Origin of the sequence: Sphingomonas sp. CFBP8993 (assembly GCF_034044895.1) — a bacterium.
Lineage (GTDB): Bacteria > Pseudomonadota > Alphaproteobacteria > Sphingomonadales > Sphingomonadaceae > Sphingomonas.
On sequence record NZ_JAXCWU010000003.1, the window covers coordinates 462448 to 477081 of the forward strand.

A 14634-nucleotide genomic window follows, 5' to 3' on the forward strand; every position below is an offset into this window, starting at 1 on the left:
GGCCTTTCGCCGGGAAAATCAGGGGCCGTCCGAAAGGGCGGCCCCTTTTTCATGTCGGGGGCGGGACGAGCCCGTCTTGCATATGGCGTATCGCCCGCCGATCGGGTTAGAGATGGGCCGATGCAACGTCCTCGACCAGACCTTCTCGGATGATCCCGTCGGGCACGATCACCATCGGCAGCGTCGAGGCGGTCCTGTTGGGGGCGGGCGCGTGCGGGCTGGTCATCCTGGGCATGGTCCTGCTGTTCCTGGGTATCCGCGCGCGGGCGGAAGCGTCCGCCGTACGGGTGGAGCACGACCGGCTCGACGCGCTGCTGCGTGCGGGACCGGCGCAGGCGATGATCATTCGTACCGATGGCCGGATCGAGATGCCGCCGCGCCTGGCCGACTGGCTGGGCCTGATCGACGCGGCGCGCTTCCTGGAAGAGCTGACCGCCGATGATGGCGGTCTGACGCCCGAGGATCAGGCGCTCCTCGCCGCCGACCTGAACGCCGCGCAGAAGACCGGGCGACGCTTTCGCCGGATCGTCCGGCCGCAGGGATCGCCCCGCACGCTGCTGTTCGAAGGCGCGCGAGCACCCGGCGATCAGGGTGCGGCCGGCGCGGTCGTGACCTGGGTCTTCGACATGACCGAGGCGCAGGACGAGATTACGCGACTGGATGCCGAGGCGCGGCGGCTGGGCGACGCGTTCCACGCGCTGACCGGCCTGATCGAGGCGGCGCCGCTGCCCATGTGGTATCGCGGCGCCGATCTGCGGCTGGCGATGGTGAACAGCGCCTATGTCGAGGCGGTCGAGGGACGCGATGCGTCCGATGTCGTCGGGCGCGGGCTGGAACTGGTCGAGGGATCGGGACGGGGCGGTCCGCTGGCCGGGGCGGCGGCGGCGCGCGATCAGGGGCGGCCGCACGAGCAGGTGCTGCCCGCGACGATCGATGGCGCCCGGCGCGCGCTGCGCATCTTCGACGTGCCGCTGCCCACCGGCGGCATCGCCGGGTTCGCGGTCGATATCGACGATCTGGAACAGTCGCGCGCCGGGGCCAAGCGTTTTGCCGAGGCGCAGCGGGCGATGCTCGACCGGCTGTCGGCGGCGGTGGCGCATTTCGGGCCGGACCGCGGCCTCGTCTTCTGCAACCAGCCGTTCCGGCGCATGTTCGCGATGCGCGCCGAGTGGCTGGCCGACCATCCCGAGTTCGACCGCGTCCTGGAACGGATGCGGGAGGCCAATCGCAGCCCCGAGGTGCGCGATTTTCCGGGCTGGAAGGCCGAGCGGGTCGGCTGGTTCCGCCAGGCCAGCGGCGGTATCGAGGAGGCATGGCACCTGCCGGGTGGCACGCATCTTCGCGTCGTGGCGCAGCCCTTGCCCGATGGCGGCCTGTTGCTGATCTTCGAGGACCGGACCGAGGAGGTGCAGTTGGCCTCCGCGCGCGACACGCTGCTGCGCGTGCGGACCGCGACCTTCGACAATCTGTTCGAGGCGCTGGGCGTCTTCTCCGCCGATGGCCGGTTGCAGTTGTGGAACAACCGCTTCCGCGCGCTGTGGGGCCTGGAGGAGGATTTCCTGACCAGCCATCCGCGCGTCGACGCCTTTGCCGAGCGGATCGCCGAGCGGCTGTCGACGCCGGGGCGGTCGGGCCTGATCGTCGATCTGGTCCGCTCCGCGACGCTGGAGCGGCAGCAGCGCGGCGGCCGCGTCGCCTTTGCCGATGGGCGGCATTTCGAATTTGCGGGCGTACCGCTGCCCGATGGCAATGCGCTGTTCACCTTGCTCGACATCACCGACAGTCGCCGCGCGGAGCAGGCGTTGCGGGATCGCGCCGACGCGCTGGAGGCGAGCGACCGGGTCAAGACCGCCTTCGTCGCTAATATGAGTTACGAGTTGCGCACGCCGCTGACGTCGATCAGCGGCTTTGCCGAAATGCTGCACGGCGGTTTTGCGGGCCCCTTGCCGGACACCGCGACCAGCTATGTCGAGGCGATCCTGGAGTCGACCGAGCGGTTGACCCTTTTGGTCGACGACGTGCTCGACCTGACGCGCAGCCAGGCGGATGGCGAGATGGCGCGCGAGGATGTCGAGCTGTCGCGCGTCGCGCGCGCCGCCGCCGACACGATCCGGCCGGTCGCGACGCGGCGCAAGCTGGACTTTGCGGTGGAGGTTCATCGCTCGCTGGGCCGGATCACCGGTGACCGGCGTCGCCTGCAGGAAACGATCGAGCATCTGCTGCGCCATGCCGTCGAACAGACGCCCGAAGGCGGCCGCATCCTCCTTCATGCCGATGGCGATTCGGCGCGGGCGCGGGTTATCGTGTCCGACGATGGCCGGGGCATGGACGAACAGGCGGTCGCGCGCGCCTTCGACCGCTTCGCCGAATCCGGCATCACCGCGCCTGGTGAGCGCGCGCTGGGCCTGGGCCTGCCGCTCGCCAAGACCTTCGTCGAGGCACATGGCGGCACCGTCACCCTGCTGTCCGAGCCGGGGGCGGGGACGCTGGTGACCGTCGAACTGCCGCGCCGCCCCGAAAAGGACAAATCATGACGATCCGGCTGGCCGATGCCGCCGCCACCGAGGATTTCGGGCGGCGGCTGGCGGTGCATCTTCGCCCCGGCGACGTGGTCACGCTGACCGGGACGCTGGGGGCGGGCAAGACCAGCATCGCGCGCGGCCTGCTCGCCGCGCTCGGCCTGCCGGGTGAAGCACCATCGCCAAGCTTTGCGATCGTCCAGCCCTATGCGCCGCCCGAAACCACGATCCCCGTCCTGCATGTCGATCTTTACCGGCTCGACGGGCCGGAGCAGATGGAGGAACTGGGGCTGGACGAGGCGCTGTGGGACTCGGCGTTGGTCGTCGAGTGGCCCGACCGGGCGGGCGAGGGGGCCTGGCCGCAGGCGCTGGCGCTCACCATCGCGATGGACCCGGACGGCGGACGCATCTTGACAGCGAAGATACCCTCGGGCTGGGAAAACCGATGGCCGATATGACCCCTCCGGCGGATGCCGCCGCCTTTCTGACGACGCTGGGATGGGAGGGGGCGGTGATCGCTCCGCTCGCGGGCGATGCGTCCTTCCGTCGTTATTTCCGGGTGACGCATGCGACGCGCCGGGCCGTCCTGATGGATGCGCCGCCGCCGCATGAGGACCCGCGCCCCTTCATCGCGATCGCGCGCTGGCTGGTCGGCCGGGGCTTTGCCGCCCCCGCGATCCTGGGCGCGGATGAGGAACGCGGCCTCGTCCTGATCGAGGATTTCGGCGACGACCGGATGCGCGAGGCGATCGAGGCCGATCCCGACGTGACGGTGAAACTCTACGGCGATGCGGTCGATCTGCTGGCGGCGCTGCGCGAGCACGCGCCGGAGGGGTTGGCCCCCTATGACGCCACCGTCCTCCACCGCGAAGTCGGCCTGTTTCCGGACTGGTATACGCCGGCGGTCGGCCTGGATGTCGATGTCGAGGGCTATCGTGCCGCCTGGGACCAGGTGTTCGCCCATGCGCTGGCCGACAAGCCTGTCACCGTACTGCGCGACTATCATGTTGAAAACCTGATGCTGGTCGGCCCCGAACGGACCCTTGGCCTGCTCGATTTTCAGGACGCGTTGGCGGGGCACCCGGCTTATGACCTCGTCTCGCTGCTCCAGGATGCGCGTCGCGATGTCGAGCCGTCGATCGAGGACGCGATGCTGCGCCGCTACTTGGCCGCGACCGGCGAAGGCGGGGCGTTCCTGAACGCCTATCATGTGCTGGGCGCGCAGCGGAACGCCAAGATCCTGGGCATCTTCACCCGCTTGTGGAAGCGTGACGGCAAGCCGCGTTATGCCGCGCTTTGCCCGCGCGTCTGGGCCTATCTGGAACGCGATCTGTCGCAACCTGTGCTGGCCCCGGTGGCGGCCTGGTTCGACGACAATGTGCCACCCGAAATGCGCGGCGATCCGCAGCGTCTGGCTACGGAAGGACAGGGCGAATGACCCGGCAACTCTCGCTCCGTCCGACCCCCGGCGGGCAGGTGCCGCGCACCGCGATGGTGATGGCGGCGGGCCTGGGCAAGCGGATGCGCCCGCTGACCGCCACGCGGCCCAAGCCTTTGGTTTCGGTCGCAGGCAAGCCGTTGATCGACCATGTCTTCGACAGGCTGGTCGCGGCCGGTGTCGAGCGGGCGGTGGTCAATGTCCATTATCTGGCCGACCAGCTGGAGGCGCATCTGAAGGATCGCTTTCCGGGGATCGATATCGTCATCTCGGACGAGCGCGAGCAGTTGCTGGAAACCGGTGGCGGGCTGGTCAAGGCCAAGCCGCTTTTAGGGGACGATCCGATCCTGGTCGTCAACAGCGACAATCTGTGGATCGACGGGCCGGTCGACGCGATCCGCCTGCTGTCGTCGCGCTGGGACGCGGCGACGATGGACGCGCTGCTGCTGATGGTGCCGCTGGCGCGCGCGCACAACCATGACGGACAGGGCGATTTCCATCTGGGTGCCGATGGCCGGATCACCGCGCGGCGCCAGCCCGGCCGGGTCGCGCCCTTTTCCTATACCGGGCTCCAGATCCTGCATCCCCGCCTGATCGCCGACGCGCCCGAGGGGCCGTTCTCGACCAATCTGTTCTGGAACCGCGCGATCGAGGCGGGCCGGGCGTACGGCCAGGTCCATCAGGGCCTGTGGTTCGATGTCGGCAGCCCACGCGCCATTCCGCAGACGGAACTGATCCTCGCGGATGGCTGAGCCACGCCGCCCACGGTTGCACACCATCCCGGCGCATCGCGGCTTTGCCGATGCGCTGGTCGCCGGGCTGATGCGGCGCGCCGGTGGTGATCCGCTGACGCTGGCGCAGGGCATGATCCTGCTGCCGACCAATCGCGGTGTCCGCGCCGTCACCGAAGCGTTCGTGCGCGCCAGCGGCGGCGGACTGATCCTGCCGCGCATGGTGGCGCTGGGCGATCCCGAACTGGGCGAGGCGGCGGGCTCCGCGCTCGACCCCGCCGATGCCGAAGCGCCGCCGCCGCCCGCCATGTCGCCGTCCGCGCGCCGGATGATCCTAGCCCGGCTGGTCGAGCAGGAGCGGCAGCGCGCCGGGCAACCGGTGACCGCGGCGGAGGCGGTGCGGCTGGCGGGCGATCTGGCCCGCACGCTCGACCAGATGCTGGTCGAGGAGGTCGATCCGGCGGCGCTGGCCAGCATCGATCTCGGGCCCGAACTGACCGAGCATTGGCAGTCGGCACTGGCGACCTTTTCGGTCGTCCTGGACCGCTGGCCCGCTGTGCTGGAGCGGATGGGGCGGATCGACGCGGCCAGGCGGCGGACCCTGCTGCTCGACCGGACCGCCAGACGCTGGGCCGAGGCGCAGCCTGCCGGGTTTATCTGTGCGGCGGGCATCACCGATACCGCGCCTGCCGTCGCACGGTTGCTGCGTTGCGTATCCGAAATGCCGGGCGGGTCGGTGGTCTTCGCCGGGCTTGACCTGACCATGCCCGACGAGGAATGGGACTCGCTGGGCCCGCACAAGCCCGACCCGGACACCGGGCGCACCCGCCGTTCGGTCGAGACCCATCCGCAATATGCGCTGAAACTCCTGCTCCACCGCATGAGCGTGGCGCGCGGCGAGGTCACGGTCTGGCGCGGCGGCGGCGATTATGATGCGGGCCCTGTGCGCGGGCGGGCGATCGCCAATGCCATGGCCCCGGCCGACTTCACCGGCAAATGGACCGATCTGCCCGCCGAGGATCGGCGGCTGTCGGGTGTCTCGACCATCGAACTCGCCACCCCGGCCGAGGAGGCGCAGGCGATCGCGCTGGCGCTGCGCGAGGCGATCGAGGAGCCGGGGCGCACCGCCGCGCTCGTTACCCCCGACCGGGCGCTGGCCCGGCGGGTGGCCGCGCATTGTCGGCGCTGGGGCATTCTCATTGATGACTCGGCGGGACGGCCATTATCAATTTTGCTGCCGGGTACTTTCTTACTGCAACTCGCGGAAGCGGCAGCCCAGCATTTTGCGCCTCTTCCACTCTTAGCCCTGCTTAAGCATCCACTTATTACTGGCGGAATGGATCGGGTTAGCTGGCTCGATGGCGTTCGTGCACTTGATCGAGCGCTACGAGGGCCGCGCCCTGCGCCCGGTCTTGAAGGTATTGAAGCCCATATCGCCGATAGGCCAGCCGCCGCTGCCTTCTGGGCTAAGGCTAAGCCGATGCTGGAGTCGGTGGGACGCACCTTTAGGGATGGACCGCAGAGCCTACGAGGACTTCTCGCCTGTCTGCGCGAATGTGGTCAACTGCTTTGCGGTGACGTGCTGTGGTCTCAAGATTCCGGTCGAAAAGCAGCTGACTTTTTAGCGAATTACGAAGAGGAAGCCGATCACGGCCCGGCTCGCGTCGATCCGACGGAACTGCCCGGCCTGCTGCGCAGCCTGTTCGACGAGATCGCCGTCCGCGCCATCCCGCGCGAGGGGCAGCATCCGCGCCTCGCCATCTATGGTCCGATCGAAGCGCGTCTTCAGACCGCCGACCTGATGATCGCAGGCGGCCTGAACGAAGGCGTCTGGCCCGGCCGACCCGCGCCCGATCCGTGGCTGGCGCCGCGTATCCGCTCGCTGCTGGGACTGGTCGGGCTGGAGCAGCGGATCGGCATCGCCGCGCATGACCTGGCGCAGGCGATGGGCGCGCCGCGCGCGATCCTGACCCGTGCGCGCCGCGATGCGAGCGGGCCTACCTTGGCCTCGCGCTTCTGGCTGCGGCTCCAGGCGATGGCGGGGGATCGGTTCGAGGCGCATCCGTGGCTGGCGCGCTGGGCGGTCGAGCTCGACCGGCCGGAGGATTACACCCCCGCCGATCGGCCCGCGCCCAAGCCGCCTGCCGCGCTTCGGCCCACCACGATCTCGGTGACCGAGGTCGACCGGCTGAAGGCCGATCCCTACGCCTTCTACGCGCGCCGGGTCCTGCGCCTGTCGCCGCTCGATCCGGTCGATGCCGATCCCAGCGCGGCGTGGCGCGGCACCGCCGTCCACGACATATTGGAAATGTGGTGGAAGGAGGACCGGTGCGACGTCGAGGCCTTGCGCCCCCGCGCGCTGGCGATGCTGCGCGACCAGAATACCCATCCGATGATGCGGGCGTTGTGGCAGCCCCGGCTGATCGAGGCGATCGACTGGATCGCCGCCGAGGTCGCCGCAAAGGCCGGTGAGGGCCGCCATGTCCTGAGCGCGGAGGGCAAGGGCGAGGCCAAGCTGGCGGGCGTGACGCTGACCGGCCGCTTCGACCGGATCGACAAGGCGGCGGACGGATCGCTGTTCGTCATCGACTATAAGACCGGCAAGCCGCCCTCGACCACGGCGGTGCGCGAGGGGTTCAGCCTGCAACTCGGCCTGCTCGGCCTGATCGCCGAGCGGGGTGGGTTCGAGGGCGTGTCCGGCAAGGCGGGCGGGTTCGAATATTGGTCGCTGGGGCGCGGGCGCGAGGGTCTGGGCTATATCGCCACCCCGGTCGACCCCGATGGCAAGCGCGAGCGGATCCGCACCGATGAATTCGTGTCGATCGCGGCGGCGAACTTCGCCGAGGCGGCGGGGCAGTGGCTGACCGGCGACGCGCCGTTCACCGCCAAGCTGGTGCCGGAATATGCGCCCTATGCCGAATATGACCAGTTGATGCGGCGGGATGAATGGTATGGCCGTGACCGGTAAATCCTGGGCTGTGTTCGCACGTGATGGCGTGCGCTTCGACTTCGCTCAGGCTGAACGGAGCGGGGGCTTGGGGCCTACCTTCGTTCACGCTGAGCGAAGTCGAAGCGCACGGGACTCCAGCCGCTCGGAGGAAGCCGCATGAGCGCGCGGCCCATGGCGAACCTTCCGCCGCTCAAGGGCGATCAGGCCGCTGCGAGCGACCCCGCCGCGCATGTCTGGCTTTCCGCCTCGGCGGGCACCGGCAAGACGCAGGTGCTGGCCGCCCGCGTGTTCCGCCTGTTGCTGCGCGGTGTCGCGCCCGAGGCGATCCTGTGCCTGACCTTCACCAAGGCGGGCGCGGCCGAGATGGCGCAGCGGATCAACGGCCGCCTCGCCGCCTGGGTGCGGATGCCCGAGACGGAACTGTTCGCCGATCTCCGCGCGCTGGGCGAAACCGCGACGCCCGACCTGCGCGAGCGGGCGCGGACGCTGTTCGCCCGTGTGCTCGACGCGCCGGGCGGAGGCTTGCGCATTCAGACCATCCACGGCTTTTGCCAAGGACTGTTGGCCGCCTTTCCGGTCGAGGCGGGGCTGGCCCCCGGCTTCCGTCCGCTGGAGGCGCGCGAGGAGGCGGTGCTGGCGCGCGAGGCCTTGGCTCGGATGCTGGAAACCGCCGAGCGCGAGGGCCGGGTCGGCCCGGTCGAGACGGTCGGCGCATTGTCGCTGCGGCTGGGCGAGGGCGGGGCGGAAGGTTTCCTCGCTGCCTGCGCCCGCGCGCCCGGCGCGCTGGAGGCGTTGCCCACCGGTATCCAGCCATGGCTCCGCCGCGCGCTCGACCTGCCCTCGGGTGATATCGACGAGGCGATTGCCGAGGGTGTCGACGATATCGACGAGGACGCCGTCGTCCGGCTGGCGGGCGCCAACCGTGCCTGGGGGACGGCAACGGGCGACAAGGCCGCGGCGACGCTGGAACGTTGGATCGGCAGCGACCGGGCTGGCCGCGTCGCGTTGCTCGAAGAGCTGATGGGCACCGTCTTCACCGCCAAGGGCGAGCCGCGCAAGGCGTCCAAGAAACTCACCGACGCCGATCCCGATTACGAGGACATGGCGCGCGAACTGGGCGAGGCGTGCCGTCATCTGCTGGGCCTGGCCGCGCGGGCGCGTCATGCCGATCTGCTGGCCGATGCGCTGACCGTGGGGCGCGACTATGCACGGGCCTATACCCTGTCCAAGCTCGCGATCGGCGCGGTCGATTTCGACGACCTGATCCGCACCACCGTCGAACTGTTGGAGCGGCCCGGCATCGGCGAGTGGGTCCGCTACAAGCTCGACCAGGTGACCGAGCATGTCCTGATCGACGAGGCGCAGGACACCAACGCGCATCAGTGGCGGATCGTCCGCGCCTTGGCGGACGAGTTCTTCGTCGGCCGCGGGCTCTATGCGCCCTCGACGCGGACGCTGTTCACGGTCGGCGATCACAAACAGGCGATTTTCGGTTTCCAGGGCACCGACCCGATCAACTTCCAGGCGGCCGAACTGCATTTCTCACGCCGTGCGGACGAGGTGGCGGGCGATGACGACTGGCCGGAGGACGAGCGTGGCCTGCCGTTCAACCAGCTTTCGCTGACCCACAGCTTCCGCTCGACCACGCCGATCCTGGAGTTCGTCGACGCCGCGATCGAGGCGCTTGGCGAGCCCGGCATGGGCATGGCGGGGGATGTGGAACGCCATGCCAGCGAGGTGAAGGGGCCCGGCCGCGTCACCCTGTGGCCGCCGGTCGTGGCGGGCGGCAGTGACGAGGACGAAGAGGGCTGGATCGACGATGCGGTGCGCAAGGTCGCCACCGACATCGCGCGCGCCGTCCGCCGCTGGCTCGATGACGGCGTGATGCTGGAGAGCAAGGGCCGTCGTCTGGAACCGCAGGACATCATGATCCTAGTCAAGCGGCGCGGCGACCTCGCCTCGCTGATCGTCGCGCGGCTCTATGCCGAGGGGGTGCCGGTGGCCGGTGTCGACCGGCTGCGGCTGAACGCGCCGCTGGCGGTGCAGGACCTGCTGGCGACGGTACGCTTCGCGTTGCAGCCCGAAGATGATTTGTCGCTGGCGTCGCTGCTGGTGTCGCCGCTGATCGGCTGGTCGCAGGAGCGGTTGATGGCGGCGGGGCACCGGGAGCGGGGATCGCTCTGGGGGCATCTGACGCGGACGCTGCCCGCCGACGATCTCGCACCGCTGCGCCAGATGCTGGCGCGGGCCGATGTGTCGACGCCGTATCAGTTTCTGGAGGAATTGCTGTCGGGGCCGCTCGACGGTCGGCGCAAGCTGATCCGGCGGCTGGGGACCGAGGCGCGCGATCCGATCGAGGAACTGCTCAACGCCGCGCTGACCTTTGAGAGCACGACGACGCCTTCGCTGCAACGCTTCCTCGACTGGTTCGATCGCGGCGATGTCGAGATCGTTCGCGACCCGTCCGCGCCGCTCGATGCGGTGCGGGTGATGACCGCGCATGGGTCCAAGGGATTGCAGGCGCCGCTCGTCATCCTGGCCGACGCGACCGCCGATCCGACCGCTGCACCGCGTTCGATCCTGCGCTGGACGCCCGAGCCGGGGGCGCAGCCCATTCCGGTGTTTCCCCCGCGCGCCGAGGAACGCGGCGGGCCACTCGATGCGGTGGCCGCCGAGATCGCCGCGCGCGAACTGGCCGAGCATTGGCGGCTCTTCTACGTGGCGGCGACCCGCGCGGAAGAGCAGTTGGTGGTCACCGGCGCGCTGGGCAAGCGGGCGGCGGGGGTGCCACCGATGCACAGCTGGTACGCCACCTGCGCGCGCGCGATGACCGCGCTGGGCGTGGCCGAGGTCGAGCCGGGCGACGGCCAGTCGCGCCTTTTCCTGGGCACCATGCCGCAGGCCCCGGTTGCCGCGCGCCCCAGCGCGGTCGTGGAGACCCGGCGCGAGGAGGTGGTCCTGCCCGACTGGGTTCATTCCCCCGCACCGCAGGAATCGCGCCCGCCGCGCCCGCTCGCACCGTCGTCGCTGGGCGAGGATATGGTCGCCGATCCGCCCCCGACACCCGCGATGCGCGCGGCGGCCGAGCGTGGGCGGTTGATCCACTGTCTGCTCGAACGTCTTCCCCCGGTCGCGCCCGAGTTGCGGCGGGGGGCGGCTGAGCGCTGGCTGACCCAGGCGGCGGGCGTCGAGGACGCCGGCCTGCGCGCCGATGTGACGGCGGCGGTCTTCGCGATCCTGGACGATCCGGCCTTCGCGCCATTGTTCGGGCCGGGCTCGCTGGCGGAGGCACCGATCGCGGCGACGCTGGCAAACGGTCTGGTCGTGTCGGGGCGGGTCGATCGGCTGCTGATCGGCGCGGATGAGGTGCGGCTGATCGACTACAAGACCGGACGCCGCGGGCCGGGCGGGATCGACGACGTGCCGGTGTTCCATCTGGCGCAGATGGCGGGCTATGCCGCCGCGCTGGAGGTGATCTTTCCGGGGCGGTCGGTGTCGGTCGCATTGCTCTACACGGCGGGACCGCGCCTCATCACCGTGCCCGATGCTGTCCTCGCCGTCCACAAGCCCGGCTATCGCGACCGGGAGCAAAGCTTGCCGCTCGGTGGTTGAGCGATGAACGCCGGCATCCTAGATGGATGACAATCCAAGGAGTATTGAGACTATGGCAACCAAGCAGATCACCGACGCCAGCTTCGAAGCGGACGTCCTGAACTCCGACAAGCCGGTGCTGGTCGATTTCTGGGCCGAATGGTGCGGACCGTGCAAGATGATCGGCCCGTCGCTGGAAGAGCTGTCGGAGGAACTGGGCGAACAGGTCACGATCGCCAAGCTGAACATCGACGACAATCCCGACGCGCCCGGCCGTTACGGTGTGCGCGGCATTCCGACGATGATCCTGTTCAAGGGCGGCGCGGCGGCCGCGACCAAGGTCGGCGCGGAACCGAAGGGCCGGATCAAGTCTTGGCTCGAAGGCGCGCTGTAAGGTTCGATTCGAGCACGCCCCTCCCGTAAATGGGAGGGGATGGGGAGGGCAGGAAGTCTCACAGAGACCGATGCTTGCGGCACTTCCCTCCCCAAACCCCTCCCGCCTGCGGGAGGGGCTTCTGTTTGGGCTCAACTCAACGGGATCATCACCACGTCGCGAAACGGTGCCCGCGCTTGCAGCGCCGCATACCATCGCTCCAGGTTCGGCCGCGAAGGCCGCTCGACCGGCAGTTGGAACCAGGTGTTCGCATAGGCCGCGACCGGAATATCCCCGATCCCGAACGCGTCGCCCGACAGCCATTCCTGCTGCCCCAGCACATCGTCTAGGATCGCCGACAGTCCCGCCGCTCGCGCCACGTTTCGCGCGACCAGCGCCGTGTCGCGCTGCTCCGGCGCGGTCCGCATCATCTGGAAGAAGATCGGCCGGATCGCGTCGGCCCAGGTGAAGCCCCAGTCCATCCACCGCTCGGCCGAAGCCCGCGCCTTCGGATCGGTGGGATAGACATCCTCGCCCCCATGGTTCGCCGCGAGATAACGCAGGATCGCGTTCGACTCCCACAGGACGAAGCCGTCATCCTCGATCGTCGGGATCAGCGCGTTGGGATTGAGCGCGCGATACGCCTCGTCCATGCCGAACGGCCCGCCGACGTCGCGGCGGTCATAGGCCAGGCCCATTTCCTCGGCCAGCCAGACGACCTTCTTGACGTTGTGCGAATTGAGGCGGCCCCAGATGGTCAGCATCGGCCTTAGCTCCGATAATCGGCGTTGATGGAGATATAGCCGTGCGTCAGGTCGCAGGTCCAAACCGTCGCGACGCCTTCGCCGAGCCCCAGGTCGACGCCGACCGCGATCTCCTGACCCTTCAGATGCGCGGCGACGGGGGCTTCGTCATAACCTTCGACCGCCAGCCCTTCGCGCGCCACCAGCGTTTCGCCGAAGCGGATCGACAGCTTGTCGCGCTCGGCCGGTTCGCCCGCCTTGCCGACCGCCATGACGACGCGGCCCCAGTTGGCGTCCTCGCCCGCGATCGCGGTCTTCACCAGTGGCGAGTTGGCGATCGACATGGCGATACGATGCGCCGAACGGTCGCTTTCGGCACCCTCGACCCGAATTTCGATCAGCTTGGTCGCCCCCTCGCCGTCGCGCACGACCAGCAGCGCCAGTTGGTGACACAGATCGGCGAGCGCCGCGCGGAAAGCGTCGGCCCCGTCGCTGTCGTCGTCGGTCAGCGGCGCATTGCCCGCCTTGCCAGTGGCAAAGGCCAGCACCGTGTCGCTGGTCGAGGTGTCGCCATCGACCGTGATGCACGAAAAGCTGCGGCCATTGGCGGCGCTCAAAGCGCGTTGCAGGAACTCGGGGGCCACGGCTGCGTCGGTGAAGATGAAGCCCAGCATCGTCGCCATGTCGGGCGCGATCATGCCCGACCCCTTGATGATCCCGGCCAGCGTCACTGTGCGGCCATCGACGACAGCGGTCGTCGTCGCCCCCTTGGCGAACGTGTCGGTGGTCATGATCGTCGCGGCGGCATCCTCCCAGCCGCAGGGCTCGGCGGTAAAGGCGGCGTCCAGCCCCGCCTCCGCCTTGTCGATGGGCAGCGGCACGCCGATCACCCCGGTCGAGGCGACGAACACGTCCGACGGCTGGCAGTCCATGGCGGCGGCCGTGCGCGCGGCGATCGCCTCGACGGCAGCGCGACCGCGGTGGCCGGTAAAGGCGTTGGAATTGCCTGCATTGACGACCAGCGCGCGTGCCTGGCCCAGCACCAGCGCCTGGCGGCACCATTCGACCTCCGGGCTGGGGCATTTGCTGGTGGTCAGCACGCCCGCCACGCTGGTCCCCTCGGGCAGCGTCACGAAGGTCAGGTCGGTGCGATCCCACTTCTTGTACCGCGCACGGGCGACGCGCAGCGTCACGCCATCGATGGCGGGCAAAGCGGGGAAGGGCTGGGCGAGGGGCGAGGTGGCGGTGCTCATAGGGGCAAGCTACATAGCCGAGCGTGTAACCGGAGCAAGCGCTTCCGCCCGCTTGACCGATGGCGGACGGGAGGTTCTGATGCGTCACATGGGCAGAGGGGCGGGGCTGTATGTGGGGTGTTGGACGGGGCCTTCGGAATGGCGTGCTGGCCCTTCTGGGGCTGCTGCTTGCGATGCTGCTGGTCCTGGTGTCGCTGCTGATCGGCCGGGCTTATGAATGGCACCGCCGATACGAACCGCGCCTGCTGCCGCGCAACCTTTCGGTTCCGGCGATTCCGCCGCGGATATCCGGCAACCCGGCCGCCTATTTCGGGCCGGACGCCTATCCTGCGGAGGCGGCGCGACGGGGATGGGAGGGCCGTTCGAGCGTCGCGGTCATGGTCGATCCGGAGGGCGTGCCGACCGCCTGCGAGGTCATGAAAAGCAGCGGTCATGCGATCCTCGACCGGACGACCTGTCGCATGGCTATGGAGCATGTCCGGTTTCGGCCCGCCCTTGATCGTCAGGGTCGGCCGATCAGGAGCATTTACCGGGACTTCAACGTTCGATGGCAGTTGCCGCTGCAGCCAAATGCGCAATAGGACCGATGTCCCAGACCCGATCCCGAGATACCGTCGCAGGATGGCCGTTCGATCGTTGCGACGACCCATGCAACGGATGGACGCGACGCGCGTATCTGCCTAAGACAAGCCTCGCATGAACCTGCTTCTGCTCCTCTCTGCCCTTTTGTCCGCGCTGACCGGCGTGGGGGCGAGCGCGCGCGGGCAGGAGGCGCGGGGCGTCGTGGCCGAGCGTTGCATCGTGGCCGCCGCCAAGCAGGCCGCCGTCGCGCGCGCCGCGACCCGGCCCGTGCAGGTGCTGGCCTCGCTGTTCGTCATCGCACGGCCGCTCGACGTGTTCCGGGCGATCACGCCCCGGCCGATCGCCGCGATCTTCATGGGCCGCCGGCGCGAATAGCACCGGCGTCGGCTCCTGGCCGACCCCTTCCTTGCCATTGCAGTCGCGCGCGCCGTCCGTTCGGTAGCGCTGCGCCATT

General features: G+C 69.3%; 11 protein-coding genes. 9 read left to right on the forward strand and 2 right to left on the reverse strand.

Features of this window, described 5'->3' with window-relative positions; all coding sequences use genetic code 11:
* Nucleotides 1-149 precede the first annotated feature (149 nt).
* From SOM26_RS08345 to trxA, 7 genes are all read left to right on the forward strand, one after another.
* Nucleotides 150-2534 carry a PAS domain-containing sensor histidine kinase gene (locus tag SOM26_RS08345; protein WP_320452245.1) on the forward strand — a complete coding sequence of 795 codons (2385 nt, stop codon included), beginning with the start codon at nt 150-152 and terminating at the stop codon, nt 2532-2534.
* Nucleotides 2531-2977, forward strand: coding sequence for a tRNA (adenosine(37)-N6)-threonylcarbamoyltransferase complex ATPase subunit type 1 TsaE (gene tsaE / locus SOM26_RS08350; RefSeq protein WP_320452246.1), 447 nt, complete (start codon nt 2531-2533; stop codon nt 2975-2977). Before SOM26_RS08345 ends, tsaE begins: the two co-directional genes overlap by 4 nt.
* Entirely contained in the window at nt 2974-3957 is a 984-nt protein-coding gene (locus tag SOM26_RS08355) for an aminoglycoside phosphotransferase family protein (RefSeq protein WP_320452375.1), read from the forward strand. The genes tsaE and SOM26_RS08355 overlap by 4 nt, the downstream gene beginning before the upstream one ends.
* A complete protein-coding gene (locus SOM26_RS08360) occupies nt 3954-4709 on the forward strand; it encodes a nucleotidyltransferase family protein (protein WP_320452247.1) in 756 nt (251 codons plus the stop codon). The genes SOM26_RS08355 and SOM26_RS08360 overlap by 4 nt, the downstream gene beginning before the upstream one ends.
* Nucleotides 4702-7656: a PD-(D/E)XK nuclease family protein gene (locus tag SOM26_RS08365; RefSeq protein WP_320452248.1), complete on the forward strand. Its 2955-nt coding sequence runs from the start codon at nt 4702-4704 to the stop codon at nt 7654-7656. Before SOM26_RS08360 ends, SOM26_RS08365 begins: the two co-directional genes overlap by 8 nt.
* A gap of 138 nt (nt 7657-7794) precedes the next feature.
* A complete protein-coding gene (gene addA, locus SOM26_RS08370; RefSeq protein ID WP_320452249.1) occupies nt 7795-11250 on the forward strand; it encodes a double-strand break repair helicase AddA in 3456 nt (1151 codons plus the stop codon).
* Nucleotides 11251-11302: 52 nt separating this feature from the next.
* Entirely contained in the window at nt 11303-11623 is a 321-nt protein-coding gene (trxA, locus tag SOM26_RS08375) for a thioredoxin (protein ID WP_320452250.1), read from the forward strand.
* Between the two features lie 131 nt (nt 11624-11754).
* On the opposite strand, the gene SOM26_RS08380 is transcribed toward trxA, so the two are convergent.
* Entirely contained in the window at nt 11755-12366 is a 612-nt protein-coding gene (locus SOM26_RS08380) for a glutathione S-transferase family protein (RefSeq protein ID WP_320452251.1), read from the reverse strand.
* A gap of 5 nt (nt 12367-12371) precedes the next feature.
* Complete coding sequence (gene argJ, locus SOM26_RS08385; RefSeq protein WP_320452252.1) at nt 12372-13598, reverse strand: bifunctional glutamate N-acetyltransferase/amino-acid acetyltransferase ArgJ; 1227 nt, start codon at nt 13596-13598, stop codon at nt 12372-12374.
* 173 nt (nt 13599-13771) lie between these two features.
* On the opposite strand from argJ, the gene SOM26_RS08390 reads away from it, so the two are divergent.
* Together SOM26_RS08390 and SOM26_RS08395 are read left to right on the forward strand one after the other, a co-directional pair.
* Nucleotides 13772-14179, forward strand: a complete 408-nt coding sequence (locus SOM26_RS08390; protein WP_320452253.1) for an energy transducer TonB — start codon at nt 13772-13774, stop codon at nt 14177-14179.
* A 115-nt stretch (nt 14180-14294) separates the two neighbouring features.
* Nucleotides 14295-14555, forward strand: coding sequence for a hypothetical protein (locus tag SOM26_RS08395; RefSeq protein WP_320452254.1), 261 nt, complete (start codon nt 14295-14297; stop codon nt 14553-14555).
* Nucleotides 14556-14634: the final 79 nt, after the last annotated feature.